Annotated in this window: 13 protein-coding genes; 5 read left to right on the top strand and 8 right to left on the bottom strand. The window is 68.4% G+C overall.

Features of this window, described 5'->3' with window-relative positions; all coding sequences use genetic code 11:
• Positions 1 to 174: 174 nt before the first annotated feature.
• The 5 genes from ACIQ7Q_RS26235 to ngcE form a co-directional block, all read right to left on the bottom strand.
• The gene (locus ACIQ7Q_RS26235; protein ID WP_403866880.1) at positions 175 to 1,287 is read right to left on the bottom strand and encodes a substrate-binding domain-containing protein; all 1,113 of its coding nucleotides are present in this window, start codon (positions 1,285 to 1,287) and stop codon (positions 175 to 177) included.
• A 122-nt stretch (positions 1,288 to 1,409) separates the two neighbouring features.
• Positions 1,410 to 2,618: an ROK family protein gene (locus ACIQ7Q_RS26230; protein ID WP_403866877.1), complete on the bottom strand. Its 1,209-nt coding sequence runs from the start codon at positions 2,616 to 2,618 to the stop codon at positions 1,410 to 1,412.
• A gap of 267 nt (positions 2,619 to 2,885) precedes the next feature.
• Positions 2,886 to 3,818, bottom strand: a complete 933-nt coding sequence (locus tag ACIQ7Q_RS26225) for a carbohydrate ABC transporter permease (protein WP_403866874.1) — start codon at positions 3,816 to 3,818, stop codon at positions 2,886 to 2,888.
• Position 3,819: 1 nt separating this feature from the next.
• Entirely contained in the window at positions 3,820 to 4,761 is a 942-nt protein-coding gene (locus ACIQ7Q_RS26220) for a carbohydrate ABC transporter permease (RefSeq protein ID WP_403866871.1), read from the bottom strand.
• 49 nt (positions 4,762 to 4,810) lie between these two features.
• Positions 4,811 to 6,259, bottom strand: a complete 1,449-nt coding sequence (ngcE, locus tag ACIQ7Q_RS26215; RefSeq protein WP_403866869.1) for an N-acetylglucosamine/diacetylchitobiose ABC transporter substrate-binding protein — start codon at positions 6,257 to 6,259, stop codon at positions 4,811 to 4,813.
• Positions 6,260 to 6,836: 577 nt separating this feature from the next.
• On the opposite strand from ngcE, the gene ACIQ7Q_RS26210 reads away from it, so the two are divergent.
• The 4 genes from ACIQ7Q_RS26210 to ACIQ7Q_RS26195 all read left to right on the top strand — a co-directional run bounded on the left by ACIQ7Q_RS26210 (position 6,837) and on the right by ACIQ7Q_RS26195 (position 12,634).
• The gene (locus tag ACIQ7Q_RS26210) at positions 6,837 to 10,610 is read left to right on the top strand and encodes a GH92 family glycosyl hydrolase (RefSeq protein WP_403866866.1); all 3,774 of its coding nucleotides are present in this window, start codon (positions 6,837 to 6,839) and stop codon (positions 10,608 to 10,610) included.
• A 194-nt stretch (positions 10,611 to 10,804) separates the two neighbouring features.
• The gene (locus ACIQ7Q_RS26205) at positions 10,805 to 11,068 is read left to right on the top strand and encodes a CopG family transcriptional regulator (RefSeq protein WP_403866863.1); all 264 of its coding nucleotides are present in this window, start codon (positions 10,805 to 10,807) and stop codon (positions 11,066 to 11,068) included.
• On the top strand, positions 11,065 to 11,478 hold the full coding sequence (locus ACIQ7Q_RS26200) for a type II toxin-antitoxin system VapC family toxin (RefSeq protein ID WP_403866860.1): 414 nt from the start codon (positions 11,065 to 11,067) through the stop codon (positions 11,476 to 11,478). Before ACIQ7Q_RS26205 ends, ACIQ7Q_RS26200 begins: the two co-directional genes overlap by 4 nt.
• A 223-nt stretch (positions 11,479 to 11,701) precedes the next feature.
• Positions 11,702 to 12,634, top strand: a complete 933-nt coding sequence (locus ACIQ7Q_RS26195) for an FG-GAP repeat domain-containing protein (protein WP_403866857.1) — start codon at positions 11,702 to 11,704, stop codon at positions 12,632 to 12,634.
• 86 nt (positions 12,635 to 12,720) lie between these two features.
• Here the strand turns inward: ACIQ7Q_RS26195 and acnA are convergent, their stop codons facing one another.
• Entirely contained in the window at positions 12,721 to 15,435 is a 2,715-nt protein-coding gene (acnA, locus tag ACIQ7Q_RS26190; protein WP_403866854.1) for an aconitate hydratase AcnA, read from the bottom strand.
• A 255-nt stretch (positions 15,436 to 15,690) separates the two neighbouring features.
• On the opposite strand from acnA, the gene ACIQ7Q_RS26185 reads away from it, so the two are divergent.
• Complete coding sequence (locus ACIQ7Q_RS26185) at positions 15,691 to 16,569, top strand: aminoglycoside phosphotransferase family protein (protein ID WP_403866851.1); 879 nt, start codon at positions 15,691 to 15,693, stop codon at positions 16,567 to 16,569.
• A 148-nt stretch (positions 16,570 to 16,717) separates the two neighbouring features.
• Here ACIQ7Q_RS26185 and ACIQ7Q_RS26180 read toward each other — a convergent pair whose 3' ends face one another.
• Positions 16,718 to 17,377, bottom strand: coding sequence for a response regulator (locus ACIQ7Q_RS26180; protein WP_403866847.1), 660 nt, complete (start codon positions 17,375 to 17,377; stop codon positions 16,718 to 16,720).
• Positions 17,350 to 18,639, bottom strand: coding sequence for a sensor domain-containing protein (locus ACIQ7Q_RS26175; protein WP_403866845.1), 1,290 nt, complete (start codon positions 18,637 to 18,639; stop codon positions 17,350 to 17,352). Before ACIQ7Q_RS26175 ends, ACIQ7Q_RS26180 begins: the two co-directional genes overlap by 28 nt.
• Positions 18,640 to 18,824 lie beyond the last annotated feature (185 nt).

Raw genomic sequence — 18,824 nt, 5'->3', positions numbered from 1 at the left:
GAAGGTGGCGCGGAAGGTTGAGCAGACTGGACTTGCGCGAGTGTTCCGACCGGTGCCCCGCCCTGCGGCGGGGGCTGGATGGCGGGGTGGGGCACCGGAAGGTTTCTGTGGGGACGGGAACCGTCCCGGACAGAGGCCGGAGCGCCGGGGGGACCGGGGCTCCGGCATGCGGCCTTACTTCAGGCCCAACTGGTCACACGCGGCCTTGAACTTCGGGGTGCAGATCTCGGCGACCGTGTAGACGCCGTCCTTGACGACAGTGTCCTGGATGTTGTCCTTGGTCAGCGAGACGACCGGGACGAGGACCGACGGGATGCCCTTCGTGGTGGGGCTGTCGACCTTCTCCTTGGCGATCGAGTCGAGCGACTCGCCCTTGGCGAGCGCGACGGCCATCTCGGCGGCGGCGGCGGCCTCCGGCGCGTACGGCTTGTAGACGCTCATGAACTGCTCGCCGGCGACGATGCGCTGCACGCCCGCGATCTCGGCGTCCTGGCCGGTGACCGGGGGGAGCTTGGAGAAGCCGGCCGACTTCAGGGCGGTGATGATGCCGCCCGCCATGCCGTCGTTGGCGGAGTAGACGCCGATGATCTTGTCCTTGCCGAGGGCCGAGATCGCGGCCTCCATGTTGGCGTTGGCGTTCTCCGGCTTCCACTCCTTGGTGTCGTACTCCTTCCCGATGGTGACCTTGCCGTCGAGCTCGGCCTTCGCGCCCTTCTTGAACAGGGCGGCGTTCGGGTCGGTGATGGCACCGTTCATCATGACGATCTGGCCGTCCTTGGCCTTGTCGCCGAGGGCCTCGAGCAGGGCCTTGCCCTGGACGTGGCCCACCTCTTCGTTGTCGAACGAGGTGTAGGCGTCGATCGGGCCTTCGGCGAGGCGGTCGAAGGCCACGACCGGGATACCGGCCTCCTTGGCCTTCTTCACACCGCCCGCGATGGCCTTGGAGTCGACCGCGTCCACGATCAGGGCGTCCACCTTGTTGGTGATCATGGTGTCCACCTGCTGCGTCTGCAGCGTGGCGTCCTGCTTGGCGTTGGCGTAGACGACCTTGGCCTTGCCGTCCGTGAGCTCGCTGATCTTCTTCTCGATGAGCGGCTTGTCGAACTTCTCGTAACGAGCGGTCTGGTTCTCCGGAAGGAGCAGGCCGATCGTGATGTCGTTGCCCTTCTTGGGGCTGGACTCACTGGTGCTCTCGCCCGCGTCCCCGGCCTTGCCGCACGCGGCAAGCGAGACAGCCATCGCAGAGGCAGCGACAGCAACGGCGGCACGACGCAGATGTGCGTTCACGATGAGAAACCTCCCTGACGAGGCCGCGTCGTTGCGGCCGAGGTGGCTGGAAGTCAACTCGGCCCCGCAGCCAGCGTCAAGGAGTAAATCCTTAACGAGATGACAACGGTGCCATTCGTTATCTAAGTGAAGGCGGGTGCGCCGACCGGCAACGCCCCGTCAAGCCCCTGCAAAAGCGTCGAATCGCCCATCTCGCTGAGTACGAGAGCGAGCGCTCCCAGCACCTCGGCGCGTCCGCCGAGGGCACCCGGAGCCACCGAGAGCTGCCTCGCCGCGCTGGGGATGGCGTAACGCGAAACGGACTCGCGGATGGGCCCGAGTACCAACTCTCCAGCTTCCGCCAGATCGCCGCCGAGGACCACCCGGCTGGGGTTCAGGAGATTGCAGAGGTTCGCCACGCCGCTGCCGATGTGGCGGCCCACGTCGGCCACCACACGGCGGCAGCCGGGGTCTCCCTCGCGGGCGAGCTGCACGACGCGCTCCATGGTCAGTTCGGCCCCGTGGCTGGACTGCAGCAGCGGGAGCACGTACCGGGCGGCGGCGAAGGTCTCCAGGCAGCCGCGGTTGCCGCAGCGGCAGACAGGGCCCGACTCGTCCAGCGTGATGTGCCCGATCTCCCCGGCCGTGCCGCCGGGACCCCGGTAGATCTGCCCGTCTATCACGAGGCCGGCGCCGACACCGCTGGCCACCTTGATGTACGCGAGGTCCTTGACCCCGCGGCCGCTGCCCCAGACCAGCTCGCCGAGGGCACCGAGGTTGGCGTCGTTGTCGACGTACACCGGCACGCCCAGACGGGCGGAGAGCTCCTTGCTGGGGTTGATGCCGGTCCAGCCCGGCAGGATCGCCGTGGAGCCCAGCGTGCCGGACTCCACGTCGATGGGGCCCGGCACGCCGAGCCCCACGCCGATGACCTTGTCCGGGCCGATCCCCGTCGCCTCGATCAGCCGGTTGACCAGCGCTTCCGCCCGGCCGAAGCCCTGCGCGGAGGAGGCGTCCACATCGAGCGGCTCCGCCTCTTCCGCGAGCACCTGGTGGGCGAGGTTGCCGATGGCTACGCGCAGGTGGGTGTGGCCGAAGTCGACGCCGATCACGATGCCGGCGTCGCCGCTGAGGGAGACGCTGCGGGCCCGCCGGCCGCCCGCCGAGGTGGGTGTCACCTCGACCGTGCCGCCGTCCTTCAGCTCACGCACGATGTTGGAGACGGTGGCCGCGGAGAGGCCGGTGCTCCGCGCGATCTCCGCCTGCGTGAGCGAGCCGGCCATGCGCACCGCGCGCACGACCCGCTCGAGATTGGCCCGGTGCAGAGATGTCTGCGATCCCGGAGTCTCCATTGACCCATCCACTCCTGCCCCCGGTGGGCGGCGCGACGACCGCCCCCGGCCGGAGCATCCAGGGCCCCGGCTTCTCTCCAACTTATGAACCCTAAGCTGACCCTTTTGGGGCTTATCCCGTCAAGACCTTGAGCGGGGTGAAACTCTGTTGAGCGCCGCGCCTCCCCGGGGTGAAACCGCACAGCCATTACGGGAAACGCCCGTCCGTCGCGCGGCTGCGCGACGGACGGGCGTCCGGTAGCGGTGCCCCTTGCTTTGAGGCCCCCTTTACTTGAGCGCCCCCGCGGTGAGCCCGGCGACCACCTGCCGCTGGAAGATGATGTACGCGGCAAGCACCGGGAGCATCGCCATCACCAGGCCGGCGAAGAGGCCCGACCAGTCGCCCTTGTAGCCCTGGCTCACCGCCAGCTGCACCAGGCCCTGGGAGAGCACCTTCTTGCTCTCGTCGGTGTTGAGCACCGTCGGCAGCATGTACTGGTTCCACTGGCCGAGGAAATTGAAGATGGCGACGCTGATCAGCCCCGGCTTGGCCATCGGGAGCATCACCTGGAAGTAGGTCCTGGTGTGCGAGGCGCCGTCCATGAACGCCGCTTCCGCCACCGAGGTCGGCAGGGTGCGGAAGAAGGCGGTCAGGAAGAAGACGGTGAACGGCAGCGAGTAGGCGATGTAGACCAGGATCAGCCCGTGGATCGTGTTCAGCAGCGCCATGTTGTTCATGACGTAGAACAGCGGGACCAGCGCCAGGATGATCGGGAAGCTCATTCCTCCGATGAAGAGGAAGTAGATGAACCGGTTCCCGGGGAAGTCGAAGCGCGCGAGCACATAGGCCGCCATGGAGCCCAGCAGCAGGGTGCCCACCAGCGAGCCGCCGACCACCAGAACGGTGTTCAGGAAGTAGTCGCTCATGTGCGCCTCGGTCCAGGCGCGCGACCAGTTCTCGAAGTGCAGCTTGTCCGGCAGCGCCCACGGCGAGGTGAAGATGGACCGGTCGTCCTTGAAGGACGTCATCACCGCCCACAGCAGCGGCATGACGACCATGAACGCCCAGAGGATCAGGATGCCGTGCGAGAAGGCGTTGAGAACCCGGCCCTGACCGCCACTCCTGCGACGCGGCTGTGGTTCGGTGCCGGCCGTCTTGGCCACGGGACCGTCGCCGCCGCCTTCGGAGATGCCGACCGGAGGGGATTGGGTGGTCTTCATGTCAGTACTCCAGCCGCTCGCGCCGGCCCAGCCGCATCACGACCGCCGCGAAGAGCAGCGTGACGATGAGCAGGGCGACACCGATCGTCGTTGCGTAGGCGGCCTGACCGTCGCGGAAGGCCTTCTGGTACACGTACAGCGGCATCACGATGGTCGAGTAGTCGGGGCCGCCGCCGTTCGGGCCGACGGTCATGATCTGTACGACCGCGAAGGACTCGGCGCCGAGCGCCAGGATGCCCATGTAGACCCAGCCGGACTGCACCGTGTCCCACAGCAGCGGCAGGGTGATCTTGAAGAAGGTGGTGATGCGGCTGGCGCCGTCGAGCAGCGCGGCCTCGTAGAAGTCGTTCGGGATGGAGGCCATTCCGGCGGAGAACAGCACCACGAAGAATCCGACGGTGCTCCAGATCAGGACCGCCATCACACACCACAGGGCCAGATCGGGGTCACCCAGCCAGACCGGCTGGATGCTGTCCAGACCGACCGCATTGAGGGCCGAGTTGATCGCGCCGCTGTTCGGGTTGTAGGCGAACTGGAAGAGCAGCGCGACGATCGCGATCGAGAGCACCTGCGGGAAGAAGTAAACGATCTTGTAGAAGGACGATCCCCGGACACCGCTCACGGCGCCGGCGGCCTTGCCGTTCCTACGGTGCCGGCCGCCGACGTTGAGCATGAAGGCGAAGAACAGTGCCAGGCTGAGCGTCACCAGCGGCAGCAGCAGGGCGAAGGTCAGGCTGTGTTGCAGCGACTTCCAGAAGATGTCGTCCTCCAGCATCCTGCTGAAGTTGTCGAAACCGACCATCTTGAAGTCGGGGCTCAGTCCCGTCCAGTCCGTGAACGAGTAGTAGATGGACTGGATGAACGGCCAGATGACGAAGAGTGCGTACAACGCCAGGGGCATGGCCAGGAACCCCACGATGAAACGGTACTTGCCGTGCTGCATGCCTACCGACCCCGATCCTGTCGTCGCAGCCGCCGCTGGTGACGCGTGCTCACTGGTGCTTGTAGTGCTTGATGGAGTCGTCCTTGGCGGCCTCGTCGGCGAAGGCCTGGATCTTCTTGATCGCCTCGGCCGGGGTGAGGCGGCCTGCCATCATCTCACCGAGACCGGCCACGCCGATCTTCTCCTTCTGGAGGGCGACGTACCAGTCCTGGAGACGCGGGTTCACCACGTTCTCGCCGGCCTTCTCGAGCGCGGCGACACCCGACTTCAGACCCGGCGTCAGCTCGATGCCGTCGGTGCCTCCGTTGAACGCCGTCAGCGACTTGACCTGTGAGGTGAAGTTCTTCGACGACGCCTCGCTGAGCATGATGCGCAGCTGCTCCATGCCGCCGTCGGGGTTCTTGGCCTTCGCCGGGACGATGAAGGGCTCACCGCCGGACGCCCACATGGTGCCGAACGGCATCTTGTCCGAGCTGTCGAGGCCGCTGGGCGCGGAGACCGCGAGGTTGAAGTCCTTCGGCATGGTCTTCGCCGCCTCGTTCTCCACCCACGAGCCGTTGGGGATGAAGAGCGCCTTGCCCTCGGTCCAGGCGGTCTGGGACTGGATGTGGTCCAGGCCCGGAGTGCCCTTGAGGATGTAGCCCTTCTTGTAGAGCTCGTAGTAGGCCTCGAAGCAGGCCTTGACCGCCGGGTGCTTCCAGGCGTTGGGCTCGAGGTTGTCGATGGCGTCCATGACTTCGCGGCCGCCGACCTTGGCGATCATCGGGTAGAGCGAGAAGGGGATGTAGTACGGGTGCTTGCCCGCGTACGTCCAGCCCGCGATGCCCTTCTTCTTGGCCTTCTCGCAGACGGCCAGCATGTCGTCCCAGGTCTCCGGGTACGTGGCGTCCAGGCTGTCGAGGGCCTTCTGGGAGTACCACACGCCGTACACGGTGTACGCGTAGTAGAAGATCCAGACGGGGTCGCCGTCGAACTGGCCCATCTCGACGATGCCGGGGCGCAGCGTGTCGCGGACCTTCTTGCCCGGGTCGTCGACCGACGGGGCGTCGAGCAGCGGGGTGAGGTCGGCGAGCTGCTTCTTGCCGACCAGGACGCCCATGTCCATCTGCTCCGCGCCGGAGTTGTCGATCAGGTCCGGCGGGCTGCCCTGATTGAAGCGCGGCTGCAGGACGGACTGGATCTTCTGCGTCGCGGAGAACTTGACCTTGGGGGCCTTGGGGAAGTTCTTCTGGTAGACCGCGACGGCGTCCTTGGCGTACTGCGTGCCGAAGCCGCCGTCGAAGATGACGACTTCCAGCTGGGCCGTGTCATTGACGCCGAGCGGGTTCTTGGCGGTCTTCTCGCCCTTCTCGACCTTTTTGTCCGTGCCGCCGTCGCCGCTCGCGCAGGCGGACAGGAAGCTCATCGTCGGAATCGTGAGCAGGCCGAGCGCGGCAGAACGCTTGATCAGCGCGCGACGGCCGACACCCTCGTTGTTGTGGGCGGAGGTGGATCCCATGCTCAAGTCCTCGCCTTCTCCAGGACTCAGGCGGTGTACCGGTCGCCCGTAACCTTCTCGCCTCAGGCGAAGGGCCCCGCCACCGCGTTCAGTTGCTGTGTTTCCCGAAGGGAAACTCAATTGGAAGCTTGGGTCGTGCACGGCTGACAGCGGGAACGGTGTTTCTGCGGTCGGCGGCCACGTGCTCGGCACGCGTCCGTCGCCCCCGTCCCCCCTGGCCCGCAGCCACGTGGAACGGCTATGCGGACCCGACAGGTATAGTCCACTTCCGGTCGTGTGAGCAAGATCAAATGCAAGGTTGGGTGGCCATCTTTCCCGAGTTGAGACCTCGCGGACCCATGAGCCCCGAAAGCACCCTTACGGCCACCGCATTGTTCGCGGAATACCGGATTCCGGCCGTGCCACTGCGTCAACACCCTTGACACCGTATGACACTTGCCTCCCTACTGGAGCCTGCGCTTCGCGTCTGACAACGTTGTCCAACCTGACTTCCCCTGGAGGAAGACCCGGGATGCAGCCCAGAACGAGACCCCGGCCCAGACAATTCAGCGCGGTCACCCTCGTGGTGACCGCTTCCATGCTCGTGTTGACGGCCCCTTCCGCCGCCGTCGCCCTGCCCTCCGAGCCCGGCCAGAAGCCCTCGGCAGACCGGGAATTCAGGTCGTCCTTCGAATCGGACGAAGCCCAGCCGGACTGGCGTAATGCCGTGGAAGTCGGCACCGACGGAAAGAAGCGGTCATCGGGCGTCGATGGCGGCTTCTCCAGCGGAATTCCGGGCAATGTCACCGACAAAGTGACCGAGTTGCGCGCCAGTGGCGAGAACACCGGCGGAGGTGAGACCAAGGAGAACCTCGTCGATCTGCTGTCCACCAGCAAGTGGCTCGCATTCGAGCCGACCGCCTGGATCGAGTTCGACACCGACGAACCCGTCAAGGTCGCCACCTACGCGATGACGTCGGCCAACGACCACGCCGAGCGCGACCCCGAGGACTGGACGCTCAAGGGCTCCACCGACGGCAGGACATGGACCGTTCTCGACTCCCGCTCGGGCGAGACGTTCGCCAAGCGCTTCGAGACGAAGACGTACGACATCGGCTCCCCCGCCGAGGTGACCGCGTACGCGCATTACCGACTGGAGATCACCAAGAACAACGGCGCCTCCGACGCCACCCAGCTGGCCGACGTCCAGTTCTCCAACGGTGACACCAGCACCCCCGTCGCCGACGACATGCGCTCCCAGGTCGATCGCGGCCCGAGCGGCTCGCCCACGGCCAAGGCGGGCGCCGGCTTCACCGGCAGGCGCGCCCTGAAGTACGCGGGCAACCACAAGCCGAACGGCCGGGCCTACTCGTACAACAAGGTCTTCGACGTCGATGTGGCCGTGCACCGGGACACCGAGCTGTCGTACAAGATCTTCCCCGGCATGGCGGAGACGGATCTCCACTACCCCGCGACCAACGTGTCCGTCGACCTCGCCTTCACCGACGGCACCTACCTCAGCGACCTGCACGCGACCGACTCGCACGGCGGGCTGCTCACGCCCGAGGGCCAGGGCGCCGCCAAGCGGCTCTACGTCAACCAGTGGAACGCCGTCGCCTCCGGCGTCGGCACGGTCGCCGCCGGCAAGACGGTCGACCGCATCCTGGTGGCGTACGACTCCCCCAAGGGTCCGGCGAAGTTCCAGGGCTGGATCGACGACGTCACGATCGCGCCCAAGGCACCCGAAAGGCAGCTCGCCCATTTCTCCGACTACGCCTCCACGACCCGGGGCACCAACTCCAGCGGCTCGTTCTCCCGGGGCAACACCTTCCCCGCCACCGCCGTCCCGCACGGCTTCAACTTCTGGACACCGGTCACCAACTCCGCGTCCAAGAGCTGGCTGTACGAATACTCCCGCGGCAACAACGCGGACAACCTGCCGACCGTGCAGGCCTTCAGCACCAGCCATGAACCGAGCCCGTGGATGGGCGACCGGCAGACCTTCCAGGTGATGCCGTCGGCCGCGGCCGGCGTCCCGGACACCTCGCGCACCGCGAGAGCCCTGCCCTTCCGGCACGAGAACGAGACCGCCCGTCCCCACCACTACGGCGTCACCTTCGAGAACGGCCTCAAGGCCGAGATGACGCCCACCGACCACGCGGCGATGATGCGCTTCACCTACCCCGGTGACGACGCGAGCATCATCTTCGACAACGTCACCAAGGAGGGCGGCCTCACCCTCGACCCGGCGACGCGCTCCTTCACCGGGTACTCGGACGTCAAGAGCGGCCTGTCCACGGGCGCCACGCGGCTGTTCGTGTACGGCGTCTTCGACGCGCCGGTGACCGACTCGGCCTCCGAAGGCGTCACCGGCAGGCTCCGCTTCGACGCCGGCAAGGACCGCACCGTCACGCTGCGGATTGCGACCTCGCTGATCGGCGTCGACCAGGCCAGGAAGAACCTCGCCGACGAGATCCCGGCCGGCACCCGCTTCGAGCGCGTACGCGACAAGGCGCAGCACGCGTGGGACGGGCTGCTCGGCAAGGTCGAGGTCGAGGGAGCCACCCGCGACCAGCTGACCACGCTCTACTCCAGCCTGTACCGGCTGTACCTCTACCCGAACTCGGGCTTCGAGAACACCGGCACCAAGGCGCGTCCGAAGCACCAGTACGCGAGCCCGTTCTCGCCGATGGCCGGCCCCGACACCCCGACCCGTACCGGCGCGAAGATCGTCGACGGCAAGGTGTACGTCAACAACGGCTTCTGGGACACGTACCGCACCACCTGGCCCGCGTACTCCTTCCTCACCCCGAAGAAGGCGGGCGAGTTGGTCGACGGCTTCGTCCAGCAGTACAAGGACGGCGGCTGGATCTCCCGCTGGTCCTCACCCGGTTACGCCGACCTGATGACCGGCACCAGCTCGGACGTGGCCTTCGCCGACGCGCACGTCAAGGGCGTCGACTTCGACGCGAAGGCGGCGTACGAGGCGGCGCTGAAGAACGCGACGGTCGTACCGCCGTCGTCCGGCGTGGGACGCAAGGGCATGGAGACCTCGCCGTTCCTCGGCTACGCCTCCACCTCGACCCACGAGGGCCTGTCCTGGTCGCTCGAGGGCTACCTGAACGACTACGGGCTCGCCGAGATGGGCCAGTCGCTCTACAAGAAGACGAAGAAGGAGCGCTACAAGGAGGAGTCCGAGTACTTCCGGGGCAGGGCGCGCAACTACGTCACCCTCTTCGACTCCAAGGCCGGCTTCTTCCAGGGCCGGAACCTCAAGGGCGACTGGCGGGTGGAGAGCTCGAAGTACGACCCCCGGGTATGGGGTTACGACTACACGGAGACCAACGGCTGGGGCTACGCCTTCACCGCCCCGCAGGACAGCCGCGGCCTCGCCAACCTCTACGGTGGCCGCGCCGGCCTCGGCGAGAAGCTCGACACCTACTTCTCCACCCCCGAGACCGCGGGCCCCGAGTTCGTCGGCTCGTACGGAGGCGTCATCCACGAGATGACGGAGGCGCGTGACGTACGGATGGGCATGTACGGCCACTCCAACCAGGTCGCCCACCACGCCACCTACATGTACAACGCAGCCTCCCAGCCGTGGAAGACGCAGGAGAAGGTGCGCGAGGTCCTCTCCCGCCTCTACACCGGCAGCGAGATCGGCCAGGGCTACCACGGCGACGAGGACAACGGCGAGCAGTCGGCGTGGTACCTCTTCTCCGCGCTCGGCTTCTACCCGCTGGTGATGGGCAGCGGCGAGTACGCCATCGGCTCGCCCCTGTTCACCAAGGCGACGGTGCACCTGGAGAACGGCCGGGAGCTGATCGTCAAAGCCCCGCAGAACAGCGCGAAGAACATCTACGTGCAGGGTCTGAAGGTCAACGGCAAGAAGTGGAACTCCACGGCCCTGCCGCACGAGATCGTGGCCAAGGGCGGCACCCTGGAGTTCGCGATGGGGCCGAAGCCCTCCGCCTGGGGCACGGGCAAGGACGCGGCTCCCGTGTCCATCACCCAGGACGACAAGGCACCCACGCCGCGGCACGACGTGACCGTCCCTGGCGGGCCGCTGCTGGACAACACCTCGGGTACGGCGGCCGAGTTCACGTCGGTCGAACTGCCGGTGTCCAAGGGGACGGAGGCGGCGCAGTACACGCTCACCTCCGCCACGAAGGACAAGGCCCCGTCGGGCTGGGTGCTGCAGGGCTCCAAGGACGGCCAGTCGTGGACGGACCTGGACAAGCGGTCCGGCCAGTCCTTCCAGTGGGACAAGCAGACCCGCGTCTTCGACGTGGACAAGCCGGGCGCCTACGAGCACTACCGCATGGTGGCGAGCGGAGCGGCGACGCTGGCGGAGGTCGAACTGCTGGGGTAGCGCGCGCAGCCTTGCGATCCTGATGGATCGAGGCACGGAAAGCGGCCGCCCCACCGGAGAGATCTCCGGTGGGCGGCCGTCTTCACCTTGAGACGTCCCGCAGGGACAGTCACCGGCGGGCCGGCACCTGCTGACCTGGGATGAGCGGGCTCGAGTTCCGCTCGCCTGGGAGGATCAGCGGTAGGATACGTAGCATGAGCGAGCCTACCGGCAAGTACTCGATCACCATGCCACGCGACATCGCCGAAGCCGCCAAGGCCCGCAGCGGCCCCTCCGGCCTGTCCGCCTACGTCGCCGCAGCCGTCGCCCGCCAGATCGAGCGCGACAACCTCAACGAACTCATCCAGGTTGCCGAAGCCGAACACGGTCCCGTCACGGACGAGGAGATCCAGGCCCTGCGCGACCAGCTCCACCAGGCCCGGAACGACCAGGCGGCGGGCGGAGCGAAGGCCGCATGAGCCGCTCCCCAGCCGTCCCCGGAGGCACCCTCGTGCTGGACAGCGAGGGACTGGCCAAGGCCGTCCTTCGCGACCGCACAGTCACCGCCTGGCTCGCCCTGGCCCGCGCCGACGACCTACGGGTGATCACCTCCGCAGCCACCCTGGTGGAAGTCGTTCACCCGAGGATCAACCTCCCAGCCCTGGAGTGGACCCTCTCCCGCCTCGTCGTCGAACCCGTGACCGAGCCCATCGCCCGCCACGCCGCCGTCCTGCTTGCCGACGCGGGCCTGCACGGCCACAAGTACGCCATCGACGCCATGCTCAGCGCCACCGCACTCGCCGCCCCGGGACCGATCACGATCATGACCTCCGACCCGGAGGACCTCACGGCGCTGTGCGGCGGGCGCGCCACCGTCGTGAAGATCTGATAGCGCGCGACAAGGCGGGCACGCCGCACCTCCACAACGTCCGACTTGCCCTGGTACGCGGCGTCGGGGACCAACGACGGGGAAATTCCTGCCGGTTGTAGCGATTCCGGTACAGGAAAACATGTTCGATCCGTGAAGATCCTATGTAAGGATTCGGCTGAAACTGTGGCTCGCCTCGCCTCGCGAGGCGAGCCACGTCGTCAACACCCTTACGGAGACTTACGTGGCCGAACTCTCTGGCCTCAAGCGGGGCCGGGCGCGTGCCCGCCTCGCTGCCGCGGCGACCGCTGCCGCACTGCTCGTCACGGGCATGGGCGCCGGCTCGGCGTCCGCCGCGGACCCGGTCCCGTCCGCGCCCACCGCGAACGAGGCCCGCACGCCCGCCTCGGGCGGCAGCTTCGGCATCCAGGCCGAGCCCGGCGACGCGCCGATCAACGCGCTGTACGGCCTCAACAGCGCCGGTGACCTGTACGGCTACCCGCCGAACGGCTCCGGCGGTCTCGACAGCCGGATACAGGTCGGCTGGGACTGGGACAACGTCAAGCACGCCACCCAGGTGGACAACGACGCCGACGGGAACTCCGACGGCATCTGGCAGATCACCAGCACCGGCGGCGTGTACTACGGCGCTTGGGGCGAGGACCCGTTCTCGATCGGCTCCGGCTGGCACATCTACAACAAAATCGTCTCGCCCGGGAACCTCGCCGGCGGCGTCGCCGACGACCTGATCGCCCGTGACTCCGCCGGTTCGCTGTGGATCTACCTCGGCTACGGCAACGGCAAGGTCAACGCCCGCAAGAAGGTCGGCGGCGGCTGGCAGGCCTACAACCAGATCGCCGGCAAGGGCGACCTGACGGGCGACGGCAAGGCCGACATCGTGGCCCGGGACGGCGGCGGCACGCTGTGGCTCTACAAGGGAACCGGCAGCCACTCGGCGCCGTTCGCCACGCGCACCAAGATCGGTGCGGGGTGGAACCAGTTCAACGCCCTGACCGCCGTCGGTGACATCGACATCGACGGCAAGGCCGACCTGATCACGCGTGACACGGCCGGCGCGCTGTACCTCTACAAGGGCACGGGCAACGCCGCCGCGCCGTTCAAGCCGCGCGTCAAGATCGGCAACAGCGGCTGGAACACCTACCGCCTGCTTTTCTGACCTGAGGTGAAAACGCCGGGGCCGCACTCCCTTGCCGGGAGTGCGGCCCCTTCGCGTTGCGCTCGGTCCGTCAGCCGCGGCTGTGCTTATCCACGAATGAGGTTGCGCAGCACGTACTGCATGATGCCGCCGTTGCGGTAGTAGTCCGCCTCGCCGGGGGTGTCGATACGGACGACCGCGTCGAACTCCACACCGGTGTCGGTGCTGACCTTGACCGTGCGCGGCGTGGTGCCGTCGTTCAGCTCGGTGACGCCGGAGAAGGAGAAGGTCTCCTCACCGGTCAGGCCGAGGGCCTCGGCCGAGGCGCCCTCCGGGAACTGGAGCGGCAGGACGCCCATACCGATGAGGTTCGAGCGGTGGATGCGCTCGTACGACTCGGCGATGACGGCCTTGACGCCGAGGAGCGCGGTGCCCTTGGCGGCCCAGTCGCGGGAGGAGCCGGAGCCGTACTCCTTGCCGGCCAGGATCACCAGCGGGATGCCGGCGGCCTGGTAGTTCTGCGAGGCGTCGTAGATGAACGACACGGGGCCGTCCGCCTGCGTGAAGTCGCGGGTGAAGCCGCCCTCGGTGCCCGGCGCGATCTGGTTGCGCAGGCGGATGTTGGCGAACGTCCCGCGGATCATGACCTCGTGGTTGCCGCGGCGCGAGCCGTAGCTGTTGAAGTCACGGCGCTCGACGCCGTGCTCCGTGAGGTACTTGCCGGCCGGGGTGTCGGCCTTGATCGCACCGGCCGGGGAGATGTGGTCGGTGGTGACGGAGTCGCCGAGCTTGGCCAGCACACGGGCGCCGGAGATGTCGGAGACCGGGGTGGTCTCCATCGTCATGCCCTCGAAGTAAGGGGGCTTGCGCACGTAGGTCGACTGCGGGTCCCACTCGAAGGTGTTGCCGGTCGGGATCGGCAGCGCCTGCCACTGGGCGTCACCCGCGAAGACGTCCTGGTAGGACTTGTTGAACATGTCCTCCCCGATGGCGTTGGCGACGACGTCGTTGACCTCGGCCTCGGTCGGCCAGATGTCCTGCAGGTAGACCGGCTTGCCGTCGGTGTCGATGCCGAGGGCGTCCTTGGTGATGTCCACCTTCATCGAGCCGGCGAGGGCGTACGCGACGACCAGCGGCGGGGACGCCAGGTAGTTCATCTTGACGTCGGGGTTGATCCGGCCCTCGAAGTTGCGGTTGCCGGAGAGGACCGAGGTGACGGCCAGGTCGTGGTCGTTGACCGCCTTGGAGACCTCCTCCGGCAGCGGGCCGGAGTTGCCGATGCAGGTGGTGCAGCCGTAACCGACCAGGTTGAAGCCGACCTTGTCGAGGTACGGGGTCAGACCGGCCTTGTCGAAGTAGTCCGTGACGACCTTCGAGCCCGGGGCGAGCGTGGTCTTGACCCACGGCTTGCGGGTCAGGCCCTTCTCGACCGCCTTCTTGGCCACCAGCGCGGCGGCGACCATGACGTACGGGTTCGAGGTGTTGGTGCAGGACGTGATCGCGGCGACGGTGACCGCGCCGTGGTCCAGCTCGTAGGTCGAACCGTCGGGGGCGGTGACGGTGACCGGGTTGGACGGGACGCCGTTGGTCACGGCCGGGGCGTCGGAGGCCGGGAAGGACTCCATGCCCGCCTCGTCGACGGAGTCGACGTAGTTGCGCACGTCCTGCTTGAACTGCTCGGCGGCGTTCGCGAGGACGATGCGGTCCTGCGGGCGCTTCGGGCCGGCGATCGAGGGGACGACCGTCGAGAGGTCCAGCTCGAGCTTCTCGGAGAAGTCGGGCTCGGCGGCCGGGTCGAGCCAGAGGCCCTGCTCCTTGGCGTAGGCCTCGACGAGCGCGACCTGCTGCTCGGAACGGCCGGTCAGCTTCAGGTAGTTCAGGGTCTCGCCGTCGATCGGGAAGATCGCGGCGGTGGAGCCGAACTCCGGCGACATGTTGCCGATGGTGGCGCGGTTGGCGAGGGAGGTGGCGGCGACGCCCTCTCCGTAGAACTCGACGAACTTGCCGACGACGCCGTGCTTGCGCAGCATCTCGGTGATCGTGAGGACCAGGTCGGTGGCGGTGGTGCCGGGCTTGAGCTCACCGGTCAGCTTGAAGCCGACGACGCGCGGGATGAGCATGGAGACCGGCTGGCCGAGCATCGCGGCCTCGGCCTCGATGCCGCCGACACCCCAGCCGAGCACGCCGAGGCCGTTGACCATGGTGGTGTGCGAGTCGGTGCCGACGAGGGTGTCGGGGTACGCCTGGCCGCCTCGGACCATGACGGTGCGGGCCAGGTGCTCGATGTTCACCTGGTGGACGATGCCGGTGCCGGGCGGGACGACCTTGAACTCGTCGAAGGCGGTCTGGCCCCAGCGCAGGAACTGGTAGCGCTCCTTGTTGCGGCCGTACTCCAGCTCGACGTTCTGGCCGAAGGCTTCCTTCGTGCCGAACTTGTCGGCGATGACGGAGTGGTCGATGACCAGCTCGGCCGGGGCCAGCGGGTTGATCTTCGCCGGGTCGCCGCCGAGTTCCTTGACGGCCTCGCGCATGGTGGCGAGGTCGACGACACAGGGAACGCCGGTGAAGTCCTGCATGATCACGCGGGCCGGCGTGAACTGGATCTCCTGGCTGGGCTGGGCCTGGGAGTCCCACTCACCGAGCGCCCGGATGTGGTCGGCGGTGATGTTCGCGCCGTCCTCGGTACGGAGCAGGTTCTCCAGCAGGACCTTGAGGCTGTAGGGGAGGCGCGCGGCGCCTTCGACCTTGTCCAGCCTGAAGATCTCGTAGGACTCGTCGCCCACGCGCAGCGTGCTGCGGGCGTCGAAGCTGTTCGCCGACACGACAGTCTCCTTCATCAATGTGCGCGTACTACCTCAATGCTGCCGCCACGACTCCTCGCCGATCCGCTAAGGTAAGGCTTAGTTAGGTAAGCCTTACTGACTGGCGGCTTGCGGTACGCCTTCGGCAGATATCTCGATGTCGAGATAACTCTAGTACATGAACCGCTGAGAGGTCATGCCCGGACACCCGTGAGCGGCCCTCACGGGCCCGATAAACCGTTGACGGGCGGCGCGGCGTGCCGGTTGGCTCGCCGGATGCGATCCGACCGACCCGACCACATGGGCAGTGGCGTATCCCTCGTGAACTCACTGCTCGCCGCGCAGTTCCCGCAGTGGGCGCAGCTGCCCGTCAAGGCGATCGACTCCGCGGGCACCTCCAACGACATGTACCGGCTCGGAGACGACATGGTCGTCCGGCTCCCCCGCACCGACGGCTCGGCGAACGACGTCGCGAAGGAGCACCGGTGGCTGCCGAGGCTCGCCCCGGTGCTGCCTGCCGCCGTCCCCGAGCCGCTGGGCCAGGGCAGCCCGGCGGAGGTCTTCCCCCGGGTGTGGTCCGTCTACCGGTGGCTCGAGGGCGCGAACCCCGCCGTCGGGCGCATCGCGCAACCCGGTCCGCTCGCACGGGACCTGGCGGAGTTCGCCGTGGCGCTGCACCGGATCGATCCCGCGGGCGCGCCGACCTCCTACCGGAGCGAACCCCTTGCCGCGAGAGACGCCGTCACGCGCGGGGCCCTCGCGGATCTTGCCGGCATCGTCGACACCGGCCCCGCGCTCGCCGTGTGGGAAGCGGCGCTCGCGGCGCCCGTCTGGGACGGCCCTCAGGTGTGGATCCACGCGGACCTGCAGCCCGGGAACCTGCTGATCGACAACCGGGGTCGGCTGAGTGCCGTCATCGACTTCGGCTGCCTGGGCCTGGGCGAGCCCGCCGTCGACATGATCGCGGCGTGGTACGTGATCCCGGCCGAGGCGCGCGACGTCTTCCGCGGCGCCGTCGGAGCCGACGACGCCACCTGGGCGCGGGGGCGCGGCTGGGCCCTGTCGGTCGCGCTGCTGGAGCTCCAGCACTACCGGGAGACGAACCCGCGCATGGCCGACATCGCGCGGCACGTCATCGCCGAGGTGCTGAGCTGAGGAGTGGTCGCGCGGCGGGTGCGTAGGCGGCAGGGGCCGGCACCTCGCCGAAGTGAAGGGGCTTGCACCTCACAGAGGTGAAGGGCCCAGCACCGCGCGCGCCTGGCCTTGCCCGACGGCCCAGGCGGCGGGCCGTCGAAGCCGCCGCTCAGGCGCGGAGGTACGTGAGCACCGCCAGCACACGCCGGTGCGTCGCGTCCGCCGGCGGCAGGTCGAGCTTGGCCAGGATGGAGCCGATGTGCTTGCCCACGGCCGCTTCGGAGACGACCAGTTGACGTGCGATGGCGTTGTTGGACCGGCCCTCCGCCACCAGCGCGAGCACCTCCCGCTCACGCGGTGTCAGCCGCTCCAGCGGATCCCGGCGGCGGCGTATCAGCTGCCGTACGACCTCGGGGTCGACGACCGTGCCGCCCGCGGCGACCTCCTGCAGGGCGGCCTGGAACTCCTCGACCTGCCCGACCCGGTCCTTCAGGAGGTACCCCACGGCGGAGCCGTCCCCCGAGTCGAGCAACTCGGAGGCGTAGGTGCGCTGGACGTACTGGCTGAGGACGAGCACCGGGAGGGACGGCCTGTCGGCACGGAGGCGGACGGCCGCCTGCATGCCCTCGTCCTGGAAGCCGGGCGGCATCCGGACGTCGGTGACGACGATGTCCGGGGTGTGCTCCGCGACGGCGGCGACCAGGGCCTCGGCGTCACCGACCGCGGCCACGGCCTCGTGGCCGAACCGGTCCAGCAGGGCGATCAGCCCTTCCCGCAGCAGCACGCTGTCCTCTGCCAGGACTACGCGAAGCGCTCGGTCCACTCGCAAGGGATCTCCACACGCAGCAGGGTCGGCCCCCCGGGAGGGCTGGAAAGGGAAATTCTGCCATCGAGCACCGACACCCTGTCCGCGAGTCCGGTCAGCCCGCTGCCCTTGCCGGCCTCCGCGCCGCCGCTGCCGTCGTCGCGGATCTCCAGTGCCAGCCGTCCTGACTCGAGCCTGCCGGTCACTCCCGCACGGCTCGCCCCGCTGTGCTTGCCGATGTTCGCGAGCGCCTCGCAGACCACGAAGTACGCGGCCGCCTCGACGGCTTCGGGGAGTCGCCCGGGCAGATCGACGGTGACGTCGACGGGGACGGCGGAACGGTCGGCAGCGTCGGCGACGGCCGCGCCGAGGCCGTAGTCGGCGAGCACCTTGGGGTGGATGCCCTGGATGAGTTCGCGCAGTTCGGCAAGGGCTCGGCCCGCCTCGTCGTGGGCCTTGGCGAGTTGGTCGGCGAGGGGCCCTGGCGGGGCGTCGAGACGGGCCATGCCGAGGGTCATGGTGAGCGCGACCAGGCGCTGCTGAGCGCCGTCGTGGAGGTCGCGTTCGATACGGCGCCGCTCAGCCTCGAAAGCGTCCACCAACCGGACCCGGGAGCGAACGAGTTCGGTGAGCCGCTCCCCCGCTTCCGGCTCCACGGGGGCGATGAGGAGACGGGTCAGTTCGACGCGTGCCGCGGCCACGGCGCCGAGGACGTAGCCGGCGACAGCGAGCGCGAGCAGTCCGAGCGCCGCGGCGCCGGACACCTCGAGCCAGGACGTCGCCGTCCAGAGCTTGATGACGGGGGCTTCCTGGCCGTCGCCCACCGTCCCCATCACAACGGGCGCGCCCAGCAGGCCGAGCGGCACACCGAGCGCCACCACCGCCGTGAGCAGGTCCAGCGGCCCCAGCAGGACGGCGAAGACGAGCGTGAACCCCAGCTCCCGCCAGGTCGCCTGCTCGCGGAACCGGGTGCGCGCCCAGGCCGCGAGGCCCGGCGCGTCCGGCGGGCGGTGCGCGGTCGGCGCGGGCCTGCGGTCGACGAGCCGCAGTCGGCGGCGCTCGAGCGCTCCCACGGGCAGGCCGGAGAACGCGAGCAGCGCCAGCAGCGGCAGCCCGACCAGGACGACCGCGAGGACACCGCCCACCGCCACGCCCAGCAGCAGCACCACCAGCACCGCGCAGCCGACCGGCGCGCTGCTGAGCAGATAGCCGGCCGCCCGCCACGGCCAGGCGGAGAGCAGGTATCCGGCTCGCGGCAGGGCCTGCCACAGGTGGAGTGGGCGCATGCGGATCACCGTAGAAGCCGGGGCGCGTCCGGGACCATCCGCCCTGACGGAGGGACGAGGGTATGGCCTGCCCCACCCCCTTCCCCTGCCCTCCCCTCCCCGCGGTTGCCGGTGCCGGGCGGTGCGCCGACCATCGAGGCAGAGTCTGCGTATGACCGGGTGTCACCCGAACGGCCCACCCCGGC

Origin of the sequence: Streptomyces sp. NPDC096176 (assembly GCF_044763255.1) — a bacterium.
Classification (GTDB): Bacteria; Actinomycetota; Actinomycetes; order Streptomycetales; family Streptomycetaceae; genus Streptomyces.
Note: the sequence above shows the minus strand (reverse complement) of the source record. Positions and strands in the feature narration are given on the sequence as shown.